At 65.6% G+C, this 17,254-nt stretch carries 20 protein-coding genes; 4 read left to right on the top strand and 16 right to left on the bottom strand.

Translation table 11 applies throughout. The features are described 5' to 3' along the window. The first annotated feature begins 199 nt into the window (after positions 1-199). Both IM697_RS18430 and IM697_RS18425 read left to right on the top strand, forming a co-directional pair. On the top strand, positions 200-1,960 hold the full coding sequence (locus tag IM697_RS18430; protein WP_228044746.1) for a hypothetical protein: 1,761 nt from the start codon (positions 200-202) through the stop codon (positions 1,958-1,960). Positions 1,961-2,040: 80 nt separating this feature from the next. Continuing rightward, on the top strand, positions 2,041-2,262 hold the full coding sequence (locus tag IM697_RS18425; protein ID WP_194048784.1) for a hypothetical protein: 222 nt from the start codon (positions 2,041-2,043) through the stop codon (positions 2,260-2,262). Positions 2,263-2,491: 229 nt separating this feature from the next. Here IM697_RS18425 and IM697_RS18420 read toward each other — a convergent pair whose 3' ends face one another. Next, positions 2,492-2,911, bottom strand: coding sequence for a hypothetical protein (locus tag IM697_RS18420; protein ID WP_194048783.1), 420 nt, complete (start codon positions 2,909-2,911; stop codon positions 2,492-2,494). Between the two features lie 213 nt (positions 2,912-3,124). Further along, positions 3,125-3,748 (bottom strand): hypothetical protein, encoded by a 624-nt coding sequence (locus tag IM697_RS18415; protein ID WP_194048782.1) that lies wholly within the window; start codon positions 3,746-3,748, stop codon positions 3,125-3,127. 275 nt (positions 3,749-4,023) lie between these two features. On the opposite strand from IM697_RS18415, the gene IM697_RS18410 reads away from it, so the two are divergent. Next, positions 4,024-5,223, top strand: a complete 1,200-nt coding sequence (locus IM697_RS18410; RefSeq protein ID WP_194048781.1) for a PIN domain-containing protein — start codon at positions 4,024-4,026, stop codon at positions 5,221-5,223. Between the two features lie 180 nt (positions 5,224-5,403). Here IM697_RS18410 and IM697_RS18405 read toward each other — a convergent pair whose 3' ends face one another. The 11 genes from IM697_RS18405 to IM697_RS18360 form a co-directional block, all read right to left on the bottom strand. Continuing rightward, positions 5,404-5,832 (bottom strand): hypothetical protein, encoded by a 429-nt coding sequence (locus IM697_RS18405; RefSeq protein ID WP_228044744.1) that lies wholly within the window; start codon positions 5,830-5,832, stop codon positions 5,404-5,406. Positions 5,833-6,242: 410 nt separating this feature from the next. Then, positions 6,243-8,042 (bottom strand): pentapeptide repeat-containing protein, encoded by a 1,800-nt coding sequence (locus tag IM697_RS18400; protein ID WP_194048779.1) that lies wholly within the window; start codon positions 8,040-8,042, stop codon positions 6,243-6,245. Positions 8,043-8,384: 342 nt separating this feature from the next. Further along, positions 8,385-8,699, bottom strand: a complete 315-nt coding sequence (locus IM697_RS18395; protein ID WP_194048778.1) for an HAD family hydrolase — start codon at positions 8,697-8,699, stop codon at positions 8,385-8,387. Continuing rightward, a complete protein-coding gene (locus IM697_RS18390) occupies positions 8,696-8,968 on the bottom strand; it encodes a hypothetical protein (protein ID WP_194048777.1) in 273 nt (90 codons plus the stop codon). The genes IM697_RS18395 and IM697_RS18390 overlap by 4 nt, the downstream gene beginning before the upstream one ends. After that, on the bottom strand, positions 8,965-9,627 hold the full coding sequence (locus tag IM697_RS18385; protein ID WP_194048776.1) for a hypothetical protein: 663 nt from the start codon (positions 9,625-9,627) through the stop codon (positions 8,965-8,967). The genes IM697_RS18390 and IM697_RS18385 overlap by 4 nt, the downstream gene beginning before the upstream one ends. Further along, positions 9,624-9,890, bottom strand: a complete 267-nt coding sequence (locus tag IM697_RS18380; RefSeq protein WP_194048775.1) for a hypothetical protein — start codon at positions 9,888-9,890, stop codon at positions 9,624-9,626. The genes IM697_RS18385 and IM697_RS18380 overlap by 4 nt, the downstream gene beginning before the upstream one ends. Beyond that, positions 9,887-10,129 (bottom strand): zinc finger domain-containing protein, encoded by a 243-nt coding sequence (locus IM697_RS18375; RefSeq protein ID WP_194048774.1) that lies wholly within the window; start codon positions 10,127-10,129, stop codon positions 9,887-9,889. Before IM697_RS18375 ends, IM697_RS18380 begins: the two co-directional genes overlap by 4 nt. After that, positions 10,126-10,731: a hypothetical protein gene (locus IM697_RS18370; RefSeq protein ID WP_194048773.1), complete on the bottom strand. Its 606-nt coding sequence runs from the start codon at positions 10,729-10,731 to the stop codon at positions 10,126-10,128. The genes IM697_RS18375 and IM697_RS18370 overlap by 4 nt, the downstream gene beginning before the upstream one ends. Before the next feature lie 295 nt (positions 10,732-11,026). Continuing rightward, positions 11,027-12,076: a hypothetical protein gene (locus IM697_RS45700; protein ID WP_322734557.1), complete on the bottom strand. Its 1,050-nt coding sequence runs from the start codon at positions 12,074-12,076 to the stop codon at positions 11,027-11,029. Next, complete coding sequence (locus IM697_RS45695) at positions 12,073-12,813, bottom strand: pentapeptide repeat-containing protein (RefSeq protein ID WP_322734556.1); 741 nt, start codon at positions 12,811-12,813, stop codon at positions 12,073-12,075. Before IM697_RS45695 ends, IM697_RS45700 begins: the two co-directional genes overlap by 4 nt. Before the next feature lie 360 nt (positions 12,814-13,173). Next, the gene (locus IM697_RS18360; RefSeq protein WP_194048772.1) at positions 13,174-14,160 is read right to left on the bottom strand and encodes a PIN domain-containing protein; all 987 of its coding nucleotides are present in this window, start codon (positions 14,158-14,160) and stop codon (positions 13,174-13,176) included. 105 nt (positions 14,161-14,265) lie between these two features. Between IM697_RS18360 and IM697_RS18355 the strand changes: the two genes are divergently transcribed. Then, positions 14,266-14,598 (top strand): tyrosine-type recombinase/integrase, encoded by a 333-nt coding sequence (locus IM697_RS18355; protein WP_194048771.1) that lies wholly within the window; start codon positions 14,266-14,268, stop codon positions 14,596-14,598. A gap of 43 nt (positions 14,599-14,641) precedes the next feature. Here IM697_RS18355 and IM697_RS18350 read toward each other — a convergent pair whose 3' ends face one another. From IM697_RS18350 to IM697_RS18340, 3 genes are read right to left on the bottom strand one after another with little or no spacing between them, the layout of a single operon-like run. After that, entirely contained in the window at positions 14,642-15,139 is a 498-nt protein-coding gene (locus tag IM697_RS18350) for a gamma-glutamylcyclotransferase family protein (RefSeq protein ID WP_194048770.1), read from the bottom strand. 14 nt (positions 15,140-15,153) lie between these two features. After that, the gene (locus IM697_RS18345; RefSeq protein ID WP_194048769.1) at positions 15,154-15,699 is read right to left on the bottom strand and encodes a GNAT family N-acetyltransferase; all 546 of its coding nucleotides are present in this window, start codon (positions 15,697-15,699) and stop codon (positions 15,154-15,156) included. A gap of 21 nt (positions 15,700-15,720) precedes the next feature. After that, complete coding sequence (locus IM697_RS18340) at positions 15,721-17,034, bottom strand: NsdA family TPR-like regulatory protein (RefSeq protein WP_194048768.1); 1,314 nt, start codon at positions 17,032-17,034, stop codon at positions 15,721-15,723. Positions 17,035-17,254 lie beyond the last annotated feature (220 nt).

Genomic DNA, 17,254 nt, shown 5'->3' with positions numbered 1-17,254 from the left:
AGCAGGGGCGCCCCCGGCAAGATTTCCGGCACACTCCGCCGATCCCGTTCCCCGGGTGGCATCTCCTGTTGGGCAGTGCCGGATTCCGCGGCCTGGCCGATGGTCTGGGCATGGACCGTCGGCCAGGCCGCGACACTAGATCCTCGCGGGCTGCACCTTCCCCGGCATGTCTCGCACGCAGCCTTCGTCTCGCCTTCGCGTGGCCCCCTCACGCCAGGAGCTGCAGCGTGCCCGTAAGCCGGGCGTCATCTCCCGCGACGCTTCCAATGTCGCCGACATCCTGCTCCGTGCCCCTGTAGCCGCGCGACGCCATGCCTTCAAGCACGACATCAGCGCCCGCGAGCGGTCGTACGTCATGCGGGAGGTCGAGCGGGTCACCGGCTCCTTGTACGGGCTTTGGCGGGATAGCCCGTCGGGCTTCGTGGAGGACGTCCTCGGCGAGTCCATATGGAGCCTGCAGCGCGACGTCCTGGACGCGCTCGTCGACCACAAGCGTGTCGCCGTCCCGGCTGGCTTCGGCGTTGGCAAGACCCACCTCGCCGCTCGGGCCGCCACCTGGTTCGTCAACGTCTACCCGGTCGGCACCGCGCTCTGTATCACCACCGCGACACGGTTCCGCCAGGTGCAGCGGCAACTCTGGCCCCACATCCGCAAGGTGGTCCCCCGGGCAGGCCTGCCCGGCTACTGCGACACGGTCCAGTACAAGATGCCCACCCCCCAAGGGCACGACTTCGTCGCCGCGTACGGCTTCTCGGCCCCGGCGAACGACGAAGCGGCGATGCAGGGCATCCACATGGCCCACATCCTGCTGATCGTCGACGAGGCCGGAGGTATCGCGCCGGCCATTGGCCACGGCACGAACAACCTGCTGACCGGCGGACACGCCGCGATGCTGGCGATCGGCAACCCGGCCATGGACGACCCCGCGTCCTGGTTTGAGGAGCTGTGCATCGAGGGCGACGCCCCGGAGGAACCGACCACCGTCACCATCCCGATCTCCTCCCTCACCTCCCCGGCGATCACGGGCGAGCGGGTCCCGTACTGCACGGACTGCCCGCCCAACCCGAACGACCTGCACACGCTGAGTCGGCACATGCCGGACCAGGACTGGGTGGACCGCACGATCCGCGCGTACGGCCAAGATCACCCGTACGTCGTGGCCAAGGTGTACGCAAGGTTCCCGAAGGGCGGCGGAGGCCTCGTCATCCCGCCCACCTGGATCGAGGACGCCATCAACGCCGATGACCCCACCGGGCCCGGCTGGCACCGCCTCTGCGACCTCGGCCTCGAGGGTGAGACCGCCACCCACACCGTGAAGGAAGGCGCCTGGGTCCGCCTGGGCGTGGACGTCGCAGCAGACGGTGGCGACGAATTCGCCATCGCCCGCTCCGTCGGCGACGTCATCGAGAACCGGCACGCGAGCGCCGGCGCCGCCAACGACGACCAGGTCAAGGTCGCGGAGAAGGTCCTCGAGGAGATCCACGCCGCGCAGCGCCTGGCCGACGCCCTGCGCTCCCCGCACCCCGTCCGCGTCAAGGTCGACAAGAACGGCATCGGTCACGGCGTCACCAGCATGCTTGAACGCTGGGGCGAGAACGGGCGGCACAAGGCGCAGATCGTCGGCGTGATGGTGTCCGAGAACCCCACCCAGGACGACCCGGGCGCCGTCATGCGGCCCTATCGCAAAAGGGATGAGATGTGGCTCGCCACCCGCAGCCTCTTGCAACCCGACCCGTCCACCGGCCACGGCCGCCTGCGCTACCGCATCGACAAGAAGTCCGCGGCGCAGCTCTCCACACCGAAGCTGCTGTCGAACGCCGGCGGCTACTCCGTCGTCGAGTCGAAGAAGCAGATGAAGGGGCGCGGCATGAAGTCCCCCGACCGTGCCGAGGCGATCCTCCTGGCCCCGTACGAGCCGGAGCCGATCAACCCCCCGCGCCGTCGCGGACTGCTCAACTAGACCGGCCACGTCTAGCACAAGACTAAGATCAGCCCCGAGACGGCGCCTGACGGCCCCCAGGGCGCTGGTACGGTCCTCGCATGGACGTCGCCCAGACTGAAGTCCTCACAGTGCCGCTGACGGCCGCCGAGCAGAACCAGGTGCAGATCGCGGCGGCGGCCGCGGGCAAGACTGTCGACGGCTTCCTGCGAGACGCGGTCCTCACCGCGGCGTACGACCCGTTCCTTGCCGCCCTTGAACAGGCCGCCGACACCATCGCCGGCCACGCCGACCGAATCCAGCACAACCACGCCACCAACTGACGGCACGTGAAAGGGCCCGGTACTGACGGGGGATGCAGTACCGGGCCAACGACCATCCTATTCGGCGCTGCTGCCCGTGTGTGGACTCCTTGAAGACCAGAAACCCTCATCACGTGGGGGATACCTATTCGTGGAGTCCGAGGAGCGTCGGCTCCAACGCATTTGAGCACATCAGGAAAGGCCGCGGGGCCGACGCGGAAACGCCGTCGGCCCCGCGGCACCGGTGGGATCAGGCTGTCGGGTAGGAACCGGTAACGGTAATGATCTCCGCATTGGTGGCGCCCTCGGCGTCACCGTAGAGGTGCTCGATGTTCAGCACCGCAGCGCCGTTCGTGCCGCTGGTGACGCGCATGCGGTCGATCTTCGTGCCGTCTGATCCGGCATAGATCACCGCCTCACCGGTCCAGACGCCATTGTCGGCGTCACGGCCGTCGAGGCTGAGCTGGAACGTGTAGCGGACGCCGGCCGCGGCCGGTACCGGCAGAGTCAGGCCGAAGCCGGCGCTGGAGGCCGACACGGTCTCCTTCTTTGCGTTGATCTGCGCGGTAAACGTGCAGACGCCGTTCGCGTCGACGTATCGGCCCGTGCTGGTCGTGCCGTCGGCGCCAGAGACGTTAGTGAGCTTCGGGGTCCAAGAGATGGCGGTCATGCGCACTCCTTCTATTCGGCAAAGCTGCCCCGATGGGGACAGCCGGCGAAGAGTGCGCGACTCAGCTCCCTAGTGTCGCCTCCTACGCGTCGAGCCTGCGGGCTTCGCCTCGGCCTCTCACCGGTACACCCGCTCTCGATCCGATATGGGAGCAGTACGACGACCCGCGCCCGCTGTGCACCCGCCTCGTTCGCCCCTCTGCCCACAGAGGCATCACGCCGGAGCCTCATCACACGAGGGGGTCCGCTGTACCTTAGGAATCCGGGTGAAACCTCCCATTCCGGACTCGATCGCGCCTTCACTGGTGAACTTGTCGGGGTAGGATTCAATGCTCTTGAGCTGCCCATAGTCGCGCCACCACTGTTCTCCTGTGCGGTCCACGAAGCGAAGGGAGACAACTATCAGCGTGTCCGGCTCCGGTTGCTGCTTCCACCCGTCATTGGACGGTAGGACAGCGATAGGACTCTTCGGTGGGCTTTCCGGATCGCGCCCTGAAGTCCTGTAGCGCCAAGTGCTGGGGTCGAGAACGAGGTCGGAACAGGGCGGCAGATCGGGCAGGACCAGGGAATACACGACGTTGAGGTCGAGGGCATCCGGCGCGCCGTTATGGGCCTCAAAGAACAAGTCGAGTTCCGAGACCGGATCTGGTGAGCGGTTCATAACGTGCAGCTGTATTCCGCCGTCCTGCGCGTAGTCGACCCAGGTCGATACACGCGAGGCTTGGCTGCGTGCTTCCTTCTCGGCGTCGTCTCGTGACTGCTCCAGCTGGTCCCTCGACACCATCGCCCCGAAGTACGTTGCAATGCCGGTGAACAGCAGGGTGCCGATACCGGCCACGACACCTGCCACCGTTGCCCAACGGGCCCAGTCGGTGCGATGCCACCAGGAGCCGGGTACATCGCTCGGCTCGCATCGGCTACGAGCCCGTACGACGTCAGGCGTCGGCCGTTGCCTGGCCAGGCGAAGTCGCGCCTGCCGCTGGCCACTTACGTCCCTCACACAACCCCCTCCGGTTCAGCAGTAGGGACGCACGCGGGACGTATTCGGATGCACGCGCGCGTACGAACTGGAACCCTGGAAGATCACCTCAACAGGTCGACAGGAGACGGGCATTGATCATTCTGGACACGAGCATCCTTCGGTCTTTCGGCCCGGAGAGCAGCAGCGCCGATCTGCTGCGTGCGATCCGGGCGATCGGCGCCCAACGGGTCGGGGTCCCGTGGATGGTCATGGAGGAACTGGCCGCTCAGCAGGCCATCAAGTATCAGGAGAAGTTCGAGGCGGCAGCTCAAGCCGTTGAGGCCCTGCGGCAGGCCACTCCTTGGGGGCTGGAGGTGCCGATTGGCCTGTGCGAGACGGACAGCATCCGCGAACACTGGCGAGACAGATGGAGCGAAGTCGTGGAGACGATCCCGACGAGCAACGAGGCCTTGCGCGAGGCGGCGTTCCGAGAGGCGAACTGCCTCCCTCCATGCAAGACGTCGAAGGGCGCGAAGACCGGTTCCCGGGATGCCGCAATCTGGCTGTCTGCAGTCGAGTACGCCCGGCAACACCCCGAGGAAACTGTCTACTTCGCCAGCGCCAACACCAAGGACTTCGGTGACGGCACGGTGTACCCGTCTCCCATGTGCGATGACATCGCTGGCCTGGAAGTTAGGTTCGTCCACTGGACCGATCTGGACGAGGTGGTCACGCACTTCACAGAGCCGACGGCGACGGACCTGGACCGCGTGGTCGGCATCCTCAACAGTCCGGATGTCTTGAAGCAGGTCCCGCCAGCGGTGCAGGCAGGCGGCTACCTTCCCGTGGACGGATCGTTTGCGTGCAACGCCGTGGTGGGCATTAGCGAGAACGCGATCATTCCGGCCCTTGGGTGGGTGGCCAGCCACGCGACTGTCGGCGCAATCGAGTCGGCCCAGATGTACCGCATCGGGGATCAAGAGTGGTGTACGGCCATCGTCCGCTGGCACCTCAGCGGAGTCGTCGTCTCTGACCAAGTGGGCGGGGCCACTGCGTCGGGCTGCGGCTTGACGGCCTCGGTGCTGTTCACACCCAACCCTGAAGACTCGCGCCTTACCGTGCTGCGGGCCGAGCTACCTCAGCCCCTCAGCAATGACGCCTTCAACAACCTTGCGCTACCGCATGTCGAATGGACCCGCGCGGACACAGCCGTCGCGGAGCTCACCAGCCGCGCCACCCAGGTTCCGTTCACCCTTCACCCGTACCGGAGGGGCCGCACGTACGAGGGAGCCTCGGTACGGAGGGTGTCCACTCTCGACGTGGTCGTACGCGACGTACCTCCCGCTGACTAAGCAACTTCGAGCGACTCCCGTCGACTACTTGCCGATCCTGCGCCCGTACGCCGACGCCGCTCCGCCTGTGCGTCGACATCGCGCTCACCGCTACCGCCCGGTGTGCCGTCCTTCCTTGTCCCAGCCTGAGCACACGACTAAGGGACAATACGACGCTGTACGGGCCCCCTGCTTTGGTGGCTACGAAGTTGGGTGCGCGTCGAGCCAGTCCGACAGTTTGTGGGCGGAGCCGAGGACGTCGTCCCGGTTCGACATCGTCGCCGCCATCTCCGTGTCGGCGACCGGGACGCCCTGGTCCTCCCCCACGGCGATGCCGTCTTCCATAGTGTCGATCAGCGCGTACGCCTCCGACCAGAACTCCGGCCCCGTGCCCTTGTCGGCGTTCGCTGCCTTCCGCAGGTCGCGCGCGGGCTTCATGAGCGCCTGCATCTGCTCCCAGCACGTTCCCGGCTCCTGCTCGAGGCAACCGCCGTCCGTATCGAATTTCGTCACCGCGGCCTGGAACGTGGTGGTCGCTTCCTTCACGCTCAGCGTCTTCGCCTTCGCGGCCGGCTTCGCGGTGTCCTCGTCGCTTGAGCTGCTGCAGCCACTCGCGGCCGCCACGGTCACGGCCAGGACCAGCGCGCCGACCGTCTTCCCCCAGATGTGTCTCCCCATGACGGGGGATCATCGCACGAACCTGCGACACGGACACGACAGGAGCTCTGGCGCCAACCAGCCAGGACGATTTTCTCCTTCCGCGCGCCTTGCTTTGCGGCCTCCCTCGAGGAGCCCGAACAGCGATTCTGTGTGATCGGAGGGAGAAGAAGCCACTCCACTTTCGCGCCGCCGATTGCGCCTTGCTGCACCATTCCGCCGCTTGCACCGAAGTTGCCACGGAATCAAGGCATACTCCAACGGACAGCGGAGCATCGATGGGTACGAGTGAAGCAGGGAACGGCGCGTTCGCGGAATAACGGGTCCAAGATTGGAAATGGGCACGCCGTGGACGATTGGTGCTGTACTCGGCTCTTACGAGATCACCGCTTCACACGCCCCCGGATCGCCAGTGCGGCGAGGCCGAGAAGGACCGGCTCGGAGAAGCGGGATGCCATCTCGATGTACCCGCCGGCCGTGGTCAAGTCCTGGCCGCTGGACCGGAACACGACCGAGTTGAGCGTCACGCTCAGGGCCTTGTCGAAGCGCTCACCGGTGAAGTGATCGCCGGTCGGGTTCCTCGGATCCTCCTTGTCGATCTCGAAGGTGACCCTGCCGCCTCCCGGTGGGACGGTGCCCGTCGCTTCCTGCTTGGGGGAGTCCTGCGGCAGGCCGAAGCCCATCATCAAAAGGATCGTCGCCATCATCGCCACGACCAGCCATCCGAGCGCCCGCGAGGCGCGCAGCCCGTAGCCGGACAGCAGCCAGTACGCCTGGAGCAGCCAGCGTTCTGCATCGCTCCATGCTCGGCTGTGACGGCGCATCTCCATCTCACCGTAGTAGAAGTCCGCAGCGCCTGGTTCATCCTTGGCGTCCTCACGGGCCTTGCGAAGCTGGCGATAGGTGGTGGTAAGTGTTGCCAGGCCTGGAACATCCTGCTCCCGTTCGGGACGGCGCCCCCATCCCCCTGCCTCATAGTCACGCCTGTTGCGGAGTGCCCGCCATTTCCGTTCTTCCTCTATCACCAGACGCCGGGTTGGTTGAAAAGGGAAAATGCCGCGCCGGTCCAATACGGGCGACTCGCCGAGATTCCAGTATCCTTCAAGGCGAAGCTGATCGAGATGGTGCGCCCCGGCAAATTCACAACGGACCAGGTTGACATCAGAGAGCAAAAGAAAAGAGACGTCAACGCCTTCAAGGGAGACTATCGATATGGTGGCCGAGTCATGCACCCAATTTCGAACTGGTTGGTTGGATGTGACCTCGACAAGTGCGCGCAAAGCAAGACGAGATTCATCTGGCCGTTCACTAGGAGCGTGATCGGTTGTTATGGTGCACGGATAGAACAAACGGGCCCTGGTCAAATCAATCGCCGCATATCTCGCCCGGAGTGTGACGGACTCCTGCAGCGTAGCATCGATTAGCCATATCTCAGTGGCCGAAACATCCATCACCACTGGCGCCGTAATCTGTGCATCAGTTAGATTCAGTGGCCCCTCGCAAACGACTGGGCCGAATATTGGCGCCGGATTGATTCGCGTCTTTTCTAGGTTGCAGCCGCCAGCAAATGATGCTCGGTCGAAATTGGTTTCCCCCGCGAACACCGTGTCAACAAATGTGGCTGGACCTAGCGAGCAATCCATGAAGTTTGTCGTCCCTGCAACGTTGGCCTTTGTGAACCAAAAGCCTCCGTAGAGCCGACAGCCCAGAAATGAGACACCTCGGCTGAACCGGGCATCATTGAACCAGCTCCCGACCGTAAATGTGAGATCGCTAAAGACCACATCCCCGGCAAATTGGGCTCGCTCGAAGAACATAGTCCCTTCATATCGGCCGCCTTCGAAATTCACCATGCCGCCAAATTGCACATCCTCAAAGGATGCATTATCTGCAAAATGAGGCCCTACGAAGGATGGGCCGCCCGTGAAGACTGCTCGCCGGAAGTCTGCGTCACCGAACTTGGCGTCATCGAACACGATATCGCCATCGAATATCGCTTCATTGAATCGAGTACGCCCGAATTTAGGACCTTCCCCATCGTTCACCGATGAGCAGATTTCATTCCAAAACTCTTCCTTAATTATGCAGCCGCGGAGGTCGATATTGTCTCCAGGAGTGAGGGCGGCGAGGTATTCCTCTTGGAGGGTTGGGTCATGGGGTAGGCAAGTCACAGAATTCTGCATCGGTGCGAGGATGCCCCGGCATCCGACGGGGTCAACTGGATCGGCTCCAACACCACAGTGCGGCCACTCCGGAGGCTTCGAGTTATCGCTCATGCGTCCATCGATACCTCATCTACCCCTGAAGATCAGCAAGTTGGGGGTCTCGGCTACGCAATCACCGCCCTGCAAGAGGGCTTCGAGTCTCGTTTCCGGACCTGGTCACTGGGGCGCACCCCCAGTAGCCGGGGAGCGGCATGACGTCGATACCTTCCTGCTCCGACAGGCGGGTCACGCTCGGGTCGGCGCTCCACACGGTGAAGCTGTCGAACTGGCGATGGGCGGCGCGCAGTCGCTCCCGCTTCACTACGGCGCCGGGCCGGTAGTCGCCGCGGGTCGCATCAGGATCAGGGTGGCGGGTACGCCACTACGCACCAGCCACGTGGCTACGAGCTGCTCCAGGCGCTTGTCCCCGCCGGTCATGACGAGGACGGTCTTCCCGCTCTCGTGTGCGTGCCGTGCGGCTGCCACGACGTCGCGGTTGGGCGGGCATCCGAGGCTCGCGCGGTGGAAAGCGGAGGCGTCGTTCGCCAGGTAGTGGATGCTCGAGACGTCGATGAGACCGCCCTCGAGGTCGAAGGCAACCGCGGCGGTGCTCGGCGGGGCGACTGCAGTGGTCACTCGGCCTCCTCGTTGTAGAGGTGGATCATCCGGACGGCCTTCTCCTTGCACGGGTCGCACGTCCGGACCCGACAGTCCCCGGTGCCGCATATCGCCGCGGCTAGGGCGTCGGCGGCCCCGGTCGCGGTGATACGGAGCAGGGTGCCGCTCTTGTTGCTGCAGGAGTCGCAGGCCCGCGTCTTACCGGGCCGAGTGTTCTCTCCACACGCGACCAGGGCCAGGCGCTGCTCGAGATCGGGGAGGCCGGGAGCTTCGGCAACGGCGGTCATCGGTTGCAGTCCTTCGGGGCGCGTGACTTGTGGTGGGCAATGACCATCAAGTCGCCGGGGACCTGCTCGTATGCGGTCATCAACTGGCAGGAGGTGCACCGGCGGGCGAGATAGATCCGCAGTGGGACCGTCTCGGACGTCGGGTGTCCCGAACGACCGCTGGTCATCTCGCCGTGCGCGGAATCACCACACCACTCACACGACGGGTCATAGTGGTAAATGATCGGGGCCGGCTTCCAGGCCGACCAGGTGATCCGGCGCCCGGCGTGCTCGATGGGCAGGGGCGCCTCGGCGTACGTCGGCAGGTCCGGGACGGCGCGAAGGTGGCGGCCGCGGGCATCCGGCTCGGCGCCCGGTTCGGGCAGGGCCTCGGCGACGCCGGCGGGGACGAGCCGCGGCTGTTCCGGCTCCGGCTCTCCGCGAAGCGAGCGCAGGCAGGCCGGGCAGATACTCGCCTCCGTCACGGGCCCGTCCCACGTCCGTACGCCCGGCGCCTGCTCGGCGTCCGGCACGCACTCCAGGGGCACGGTGAACACCGGCATGGCGGGGGCGGTGACGCCCTCCCCCGCGATGTGCAGCAGGGGGCGGTCCGCGGCGCGTACGACCAGGCGGCCAGACCACTCGGGCGCGGCCGGGGCTTCAACGGCAAGAGCGGTCACGACGGTTCACCTTCCTCGGCCAGGTGCATGACGCCGGCGACGTTGGCCCACATGTTCGCCATGGCCACGGCCTTGTCGCGGGTGCGTTCCCAAGACTCGGCCCGCTCGTGCCAGTCGGCGGCGTTGCCGGCCCCACCGCGGCGGGAGGCCCACTCGTTGCCCTTCTGGCGACGGTCGCGCGCGGCTTTGTCGGCGTCCTCGGCGGACGTCGCCCAGGCGACGGCTTTCCGCGCGGCCCCGGCCGCCGTGGTGATCGCTGTCATCGGACGCGCCCAACGAGGAGCGGCACCAGGCCGGTGGTCTTCGGGTTCTGCAGGTACAGGCTCCGGCGGGCGGCGTGGATGCTGCGCCGGGCGAGGCAGAGCTCGCCGGCCTGGACGTGGCACGTCGGGCAGGCCACCGAGTAGGCGCCCTGCCAGAACCGGGCCGCGGTCTCGTGCGCAGCTTCGTGCGCGGCGTCCGCGGCCGGGGACGGGATGACGGCGGAGAGGATCGATATCACGGGCAGCCGCCCTGAGCAGGGACGGGAAGGAAGCGCGGACGGGAGCCTGCGGCCGGGAACGGGCGCTTCCGGTCGAGCATGTACTCCCACCGTCCGGTGTTCGGTTCGGGCCACTTGAGCCGCCGGTAGTAGGCGGTGCCGAACTCCATGTTCTTGCTGTCCCCAACCTCGGTAGGCATGAGGAGCGGACCGGCCAGAGTGTCCGGCTCCTGCGGCGTCTTCGGCCCCCACACGCCCAGTAGGACGCCCATGTGCGGGCCCTCGACGATCCGGACCTCGTGGAAGTCCTTGTCGTTCCCCGAGGCCTCGGCGGAGGCGTCCCGCAGGTTGCGTGCCCAGGTGTTGACGTCTACGGCCGTCGGCGTCGGGGAGTAGCCGAGGACGCTGCGAAGTGCGGCGATCGTTGCGAGGAGTTCCGAGTACGCGGCGACGGGGAACCCATCGGTCCACTGGTCGCGCAGCAGGGAACAGGCCGCCTTGTCGGCGGCCTCGGCGAGGTGGAGGTCGACGACGTCGCGGTCGAGGACTGTGCCGTTGAGCGCGTACGCGTTGATGACCTTGTCCACCAGGTGGGCACGGTCCCAGGTCGGCGCAACGGGCATGCCGCGGTTGTCGTACCACTGTAGGGACACGGGCCGTGGGGTGCTCATGGAGGGGCATCTCCTGTTGCTGGGGGCGAGTGCGGGCCAGCCCTCATGACATGTACGTCGGGGCCTCGATTCCTGTTACGGTTTCAGCGTTTCCACTGGTCAGCGGGTCCGTACCGTGCCGTATAGGTATGCCGTGTGACTACCGGCACTCCTTACCAGCGCGATGCCCACATGTCCGTGAAGAGTGCGACGGCCTATGCCGGTTCGGGTGCACCAGTTGCTTCAACGGGGTCAGCGTTTGACGCGGTTACGGACGGCTATCGCTGCCAAGCCCAGAAGAACGGGCTCGGCCAGCCGGGAGGTCATTTCGATGTAGGTGCCGGCGGTGGTCAGGTCCTGGTCGGCGGAGCGGAACACAACCGAGTTGAGGGTGATGTTCAGGGCTTTCTCGAAGCGCTCGCCGGTGAACCGGTCGCCGGTGGGGTTTCTGCGGATCGTCCTTGTCGATCTCGAAGGTGACGCTGCCTCCGCCGGTAGGGACGGTGCCGGTCGCTTCCTGCTTCGGAGCGTCCTGGGGGAGCCCCAAGCCCATCAGCAGCACGATGGTGACGAGCATGGCGGCGCCGAGCCACGCCAGGGATCGGGAGGCGCGCATTCCGTAGCCGGACAGCGCCCAGTAAGCGGTCAGAAGGCTCCGCTCGCTTCGGGGGATGTCGTCGGCGTGGCGACGCATCTCCATCTCGCCGTAATAGAAGTCGGCAGCCCCAGGCTCGTGCTTGCCGTCCTCGAACGCCTTGCGCAACGCCCGGTAAACCGGCGCCAGTTGCAACGGGCCGACGCGTCCGGCGTCGAACACAGCCACATTCCAACCCCGGACCGCCGTCGGCTGGCTCGCGCGCCAGTGATGTTCTTCTGCAAGAGTGCGCCGCTGAGTGAACCGTATGGGTCGCCAGCCCCGCCAGTGCACTGCGGGCGGAACCGTGTCGAAGGTGCAGGCGCCGTCCAGTCGCAGTTGGTCCAGGTGCAAGGCGCGGGCGAACAGGCATCCGGTGAGGTCGACGTCGGCGAGGACCAGGTGGGCCGCGTCGACTCCGCGCAGCGAGGCCATCCGCACCGCGGCGTCGAGCACGCCGGCGAAGGGCTCCTCTGCGAGCCGTCGGCCGTCGGGGAGCACGAACGGATCCGGCTCCGCCGCGATCGTGAGGGGATATTCGAAGACCGCATGGGCGAAGTCCACCGTTGCGTAGCGCAGACGCACCTCGGCCGTTGACGACCAGCGGGTCCGGCGGCACTCAAGGCGAGGTGTGGCGAACGAGAGGGTCACCGGGCCGCCGAACACCGCCCCGGACAGCATCACCCGCCCGGCGCACACCAGCGGCCCGAGACTTGCCGACTACTCAAAACGGCCTGCTCGAACCGGGCGTCGCCCCGGAAGGTCGCCGAGGGGAACCAGGCGCCGCTCTGAAAAGTCACCGACCCGAACCGGGCGTCGCCCTCGAAGGTCGCCGACTCGAATGCGGCGGCGTCCTCGAACGTAGCCGACGGGAACCAGGCGGCGCCCTCGAAGGTCGCCGACCCGAACCAGGCAGCGCGCTGGAAGGTCGCCGACGGGAAGCGGGCTTCGCGCTTGAAGGTCGCCAACGGGAACCAGGCGGCCCGCTCGAAGGTCGCCGACCCGAACTCAGCGTCGCCCTGGAAGGTCGCCAACCCGAACCAGGCCCCACCCTGGAAGGTTGCCGACGTAAACCGGGCGGCGCCCAGGCGGGGGTGTCCGGTGGCAGGGTCGCGAAGGGCTCCCAATAACCGATTCAGCAGCTCCTCGGTGAAGGGGGTGCCGCGGTGATCTATGTCGGCGCCGGGGGCCAGGCTGGCCAGATAGGCGTCACGGTCGGTGTCCGCCAGGTGAGCGAGACACGAGGTGTGGCCGGGGACGTGAATGCCGCGGCAGCCGACCGGATCCTCCGGGGTAGTGCCGTGGCAGCAGTGCGGCCAGACAGGCAGAGCCGGGGACGGTGCAGGGCTCGGGTACGTCATGCCCGAAAGACGATCGCCATGGCCAAATAGTTGCTCGCCCCGCGCACCTCGGAGGGCCATCAGCCATCAGTGAAATCTCTCGGTGCGGCACTGAAGAACGCACTGAAATGAATCGTGCGCTACTGAATTCTGCCGTGCTGTCCGACATCTACGTCCATGCTGCCGACGTACGACGTTGTCCCGGGTCAGTGAAGGTTGATCGATGTCATCGAAAGTTGAGTGCACCGATGACGGACGAAGATGCCGGACCCGCATACGGTCGCCGGAGTACCGCCCACGGAGCCGGATCGGACAGGGCCCAACAGGAGATGCTGTTTCAGCTTGTCCCGGGGATGCAGCAGTTGACTGATCAGGTCCGGGCATGATGCGGCGCCGGAGGGAAGTCGGGGTTGCGGCGCGCCTTCGAACCTTGGTCGACGCTCACGTGTCGAGGAAGTCCCATTCCTCCCCAAGCACCCAGCGCAGAGCCGAGAGCTTGCCGTGCATGAAGCCCCATTCCCAATCATCGACTGGCGGAAGGCTTTCCAGGCCATACGTGTCCTCGACGCGCTTTCGGGCTGCCATCATGCCTTCCTTAATCGACTCTGGTAGTTCGGAATGCTTCTCCGGATGAAGCTCCTCACGAATCACACTTCGCCCATACCAGATCTTGTCAAAGAATTCGTGCTCGGCGGTAAGAATATCTGCGAGTGATCGAGTCTCGGATGCGTTCTGGATGAATTCCACGTCATCGGCTTCATCGAGATAATCGCTGCCCAGTTTCTCTCCGAGAACCTTGACCAGGCCATCCACGTCATAGACATAGTGGGAGTTCGATGCTGTGAAGAGGTTAGCAATGTCGTCGTGGGGCTGGCGTCGGTCGCCCTTAGGGACCGAGAAGTCAATGTAGTTGGCCGTCGCAAAGACGTACTGATCTTCGCCCGATCCGGCACCAAGGGCGGTTGCATACTGCTCAACCAAGAGCGCATCAGCCACGCTGTTCTTGTCGAGATGGAGCGGGGCCCGCTTTTCGAGGCCACGCCTGACGACGGCCGCATGCTCCGCGTCCCTCGACGGAAGTTGTGTCCCTACGCGCAGCAGATCTGAGATTTCAGAGAAGTTCTGGAGAGAGCGAGCACTTACGTACGGGATCTGGTGGGACATTTCGGCAATCCAACGCTGTGCCTCGTCATCACCATAATCTTGAAGATCCTGACGGAGAACTCGAAAGCGCTCTCGAACGCTCGTCGATGTTGCCGCTTCTGCGCGCGGGCGGTTTCGGTCGAACTCGTCCAGGATCAGAGATGGGACAAGGAGTTCGATCTTCTTCTGAGACAGCAGCAATCGCAGGGGGACAATGATCTGCTGGCCGTCCCGGCGCTTTGCAATATTCAACCAAACAGACGTGTCGATGAGTAGTCGGAGCATAGCGAGATCGTAGGGGAGACACGACCGCGACTGGAGCTTTTCGCTGTTCACTGCGGGACACGCTCACCTTGGACCTGGAGATGCGGCGGCCCGATCAAGAACGGCATGCCCGCGACGGAGGAGACCCGGGCGAAGACGGCCACGAAGCGCGGCGTGCATCTTCGGGGGCACGTCGTCAACGAGCGGGTGAAGCACTGGTTCGCCAAGGCCGGGCTGGTGAGCGACGGCCGACCAGTCACCTCCCATGGTCTGCGCGCGGGCGGCGCCACCGACCTCGCCGAGGCGGGTGCCACCGATCAGGAACTCGAGGACGCGGGCCGATGGGCCAAGGGGTCGTCCATCCCCCGGAAGGTCTACGTGCGCCCGGCGGAGGCTGGGAAGAAGGACCCGTTCGACAAGGTCCCCGTGCACAACCCGAGGGCCCCGACGGGGGGATGAAGCGGCATCCGAGCGCGGGGAACGCTCTCGGATGCCGCTCGTGCTACTCGCCCTTGGGTAGTCCCGCGGCGAGGCTCGGAGCGAGCCGCGCGCAGCGAGCCGCGTACTCCGTGAGGTGCTGGGCCTGGAACTCCTCGGCGTCCCAGTCTTCCGGGCGGACGTCCCCGCCCGGCCAGACGTACGCCCATCCCAGCTTGCCCGTGGAGAGGGCGACTTCGCGCAGCTCATAGCGGAGATCCTCAAACGCATCGAGGATCTCCCATTCCTTATAGCTGAGGTCGGTCAGTAGCTCGCCAGCCGCCGAGCTGTCGAACGCCCGGACGAGGCCCGGGTAGACACGGCCTGCCAGTGCAGCCGCTCGGTAGCCAGGCGCGGACGCTGGGGTCCGCTCGGGTATCCGCCCCAGGAGCGCCTCGAGCACGGCATCGAACTGCAGCGTGCCGTAGCAGAACAGCACGTCGGGGCCTTGCGTGAGCCGGTCCCGGCGACCAGAGGTCTCCGGGACCGGGGTGGGACTCGTGCGAGTGATCGTTTGCGTCATGTGCGTTCCGTGTTTCAGCGAGAGGGCAAGTACATCGCGTCATAAAGTGGCGATTCTGGGGCGTGCTTGATCTGCCCCATAATGGAGTATCCCCATCGCAGGTAAGCATCGTGGGCAGGCTGGTTATCGACGATGCAGGTCAGGGCCGTGATGCTCTCCGCGCGACCGGCAATGACCGTGTCGTGGATCTGCCGCCCAAGGCCCTGGTTCTGCAGTTCGGGGAGCACCATCAGTTCGCGGAGCCAGAAGATGCCCCCGGCCTCCGCCAAGTCGACCAGCTCGGTAGGCCGTTGGTCACCGAGGGAGGCCCACCAGGGCTTGTCTGCGGGCAGGGTCGCGCCGTGTACGTACCCAACGATCCGGCCGTCCAGACGGGCAGTCACGGTCTCGAACCCCTCGGTGTCGAACGCTGCTTCCAGGCGGGTTCGGAACAAGTCGACCGAGAAGAACGGGTCACCGATATATGGGGGAACGTCGTACACCTTGGCATAGACGTCAACCAGCTCGGAAACTACGTCCTGCGCCGACTTCGCATCGTGCCGCTGGAACTCCGGGTCCACGGTGCACTCTCCTTTGCTGGCTCACGCGACGTGAGCACGAATCTGTTCTAGTAGGTCCCCAACGCCACGGGCGCACCGATGGGGAAGCATGCCGTCATGGACGATCTTCAACTGTCCGGCCGTCCGCGTGGAAGACATCCCGCTCTCGACGAGGCGCAGAGCTTCCGTAGCGGCCGCCAAACCATGGTCTACGTCGCCGTTCTCCACGGCCGCGACCGATAGCCGGCCGAGGCACATCCCCCGGTTTCTGGAGTGGGCGGAATCCTGCAGCGATTCGGACCGCGCCAGGAGCGTTTGCGCGCGCGCCATCTGGCCGAGGTCCAGGCGGCACATGCCCTCCAAACAGGTCAACTCGGCGAGATTGAGGAACAGGGCCCAGTCCGGGTCTCGCTCGTCGTCCCCGCGCTCCCACTCCTGCCAGGCTCGCTTGATGGCGGCCTCGCAGTTGAAGTCGTCTCCGAGCCGGGCGTGCCCCTGCGCCTCGCGGATCGCAAGGAGGGCCGTGACGCGGCTGGGCGCGTTCCAGAGTTCCGCGTGCCTTTGGCCGAGCTTGGCGAAGCGCACGGCTTCGCGTCCCTTGTTCAGGTCGACAGCCTGTCTGGCCATATTGCTCAGCGTGCGGCTGGCCAGCGCGTCATCGCTCGTGTAGTTGGCCGCGTTCAGTGCCTCGGAAAAGTACTGACGCGCCTGAGTCTGAAGGCCTGCGTCGTAGCAGAACCAGCCGAGCGACGTGGTGAGCTTCCCCGCCAGGGCGTGAAGTTGCTGACCCAGCGGATCGTCGTAGGTACCCCGGTCGATCATGTGGTGCGTCCAGATTAGATGCGCCCGGGTTGGACGCCACAGCCGGTTCGCGCCGAACTGCTGGTCGATCGCATAGTTGTCATCGGCAGCGGCCGACAGAAACTCCACTTCCTCCGGCACGATCCGCCACTCACCAGAACGGTTGGTGCTGGTGGTGGTCTCAGCCAGCCACGGCGGAGCCGCATCCGTGAGCGGTGTCGATCCGGCGGCGACCAGCAACGGGCCGGACGAGGGAGCCTGACTGAGCAGGGGCACAGGCGTGAGCACCACAAGGCCACCGTCGTCCGCCGGCGGCCGCAGTCCCAGTTCCTCTACGGGGCGCTTCCAGTAGCCCGCCAGCACAGCGCGGGCATCGGGGTGAGGCCAGGGGGGAGGTTCTTCGTTCTCCAACTTGCGCAAGTGGCGGACGCTGAACGTTGGGGGCTTGCTGATGCGGCGCTCGGCGTGGAGGCGCCTGGCAAGGTCGGTGAGTTCTTCAACCACCGCCTCTTGCGACAGGTTCGCGCTGATGCGTAACCGCTTGAGTTCACGCATGGGCCACCCCTCGCCGTCTGGTTTCGCCCTCACGGTAGCGACTCTGGTGGCGGCGCGTGAGAGTTCGTCAACGGAAAGCCCTGGTCAGAGGGAAAGGGCCGGTGAAAGAGCCGCCAAAGTTCCGGTAGATGCCCGGCAGAGTTCCGGGGAAAAGCCCTGGTCACCGCTCAGCGCCTTCGCTGCACTGGGTCACATCGCACACACCGCGCGTGCCGTCGTG

Source organism: Streptomyces ferrugineus (assembly GCF_015160855.1).
Taxonomy (GTDB): domain Bacteria; phylum Actinomycetota; class Actinomycetes; order Streptomycetales; family Streptomycetaceae; genus Streptomyces; species Streptomyces ferrugineus.
This window is presented reverse-complemented; position numbering and strand designations above follow the sequence as displayed.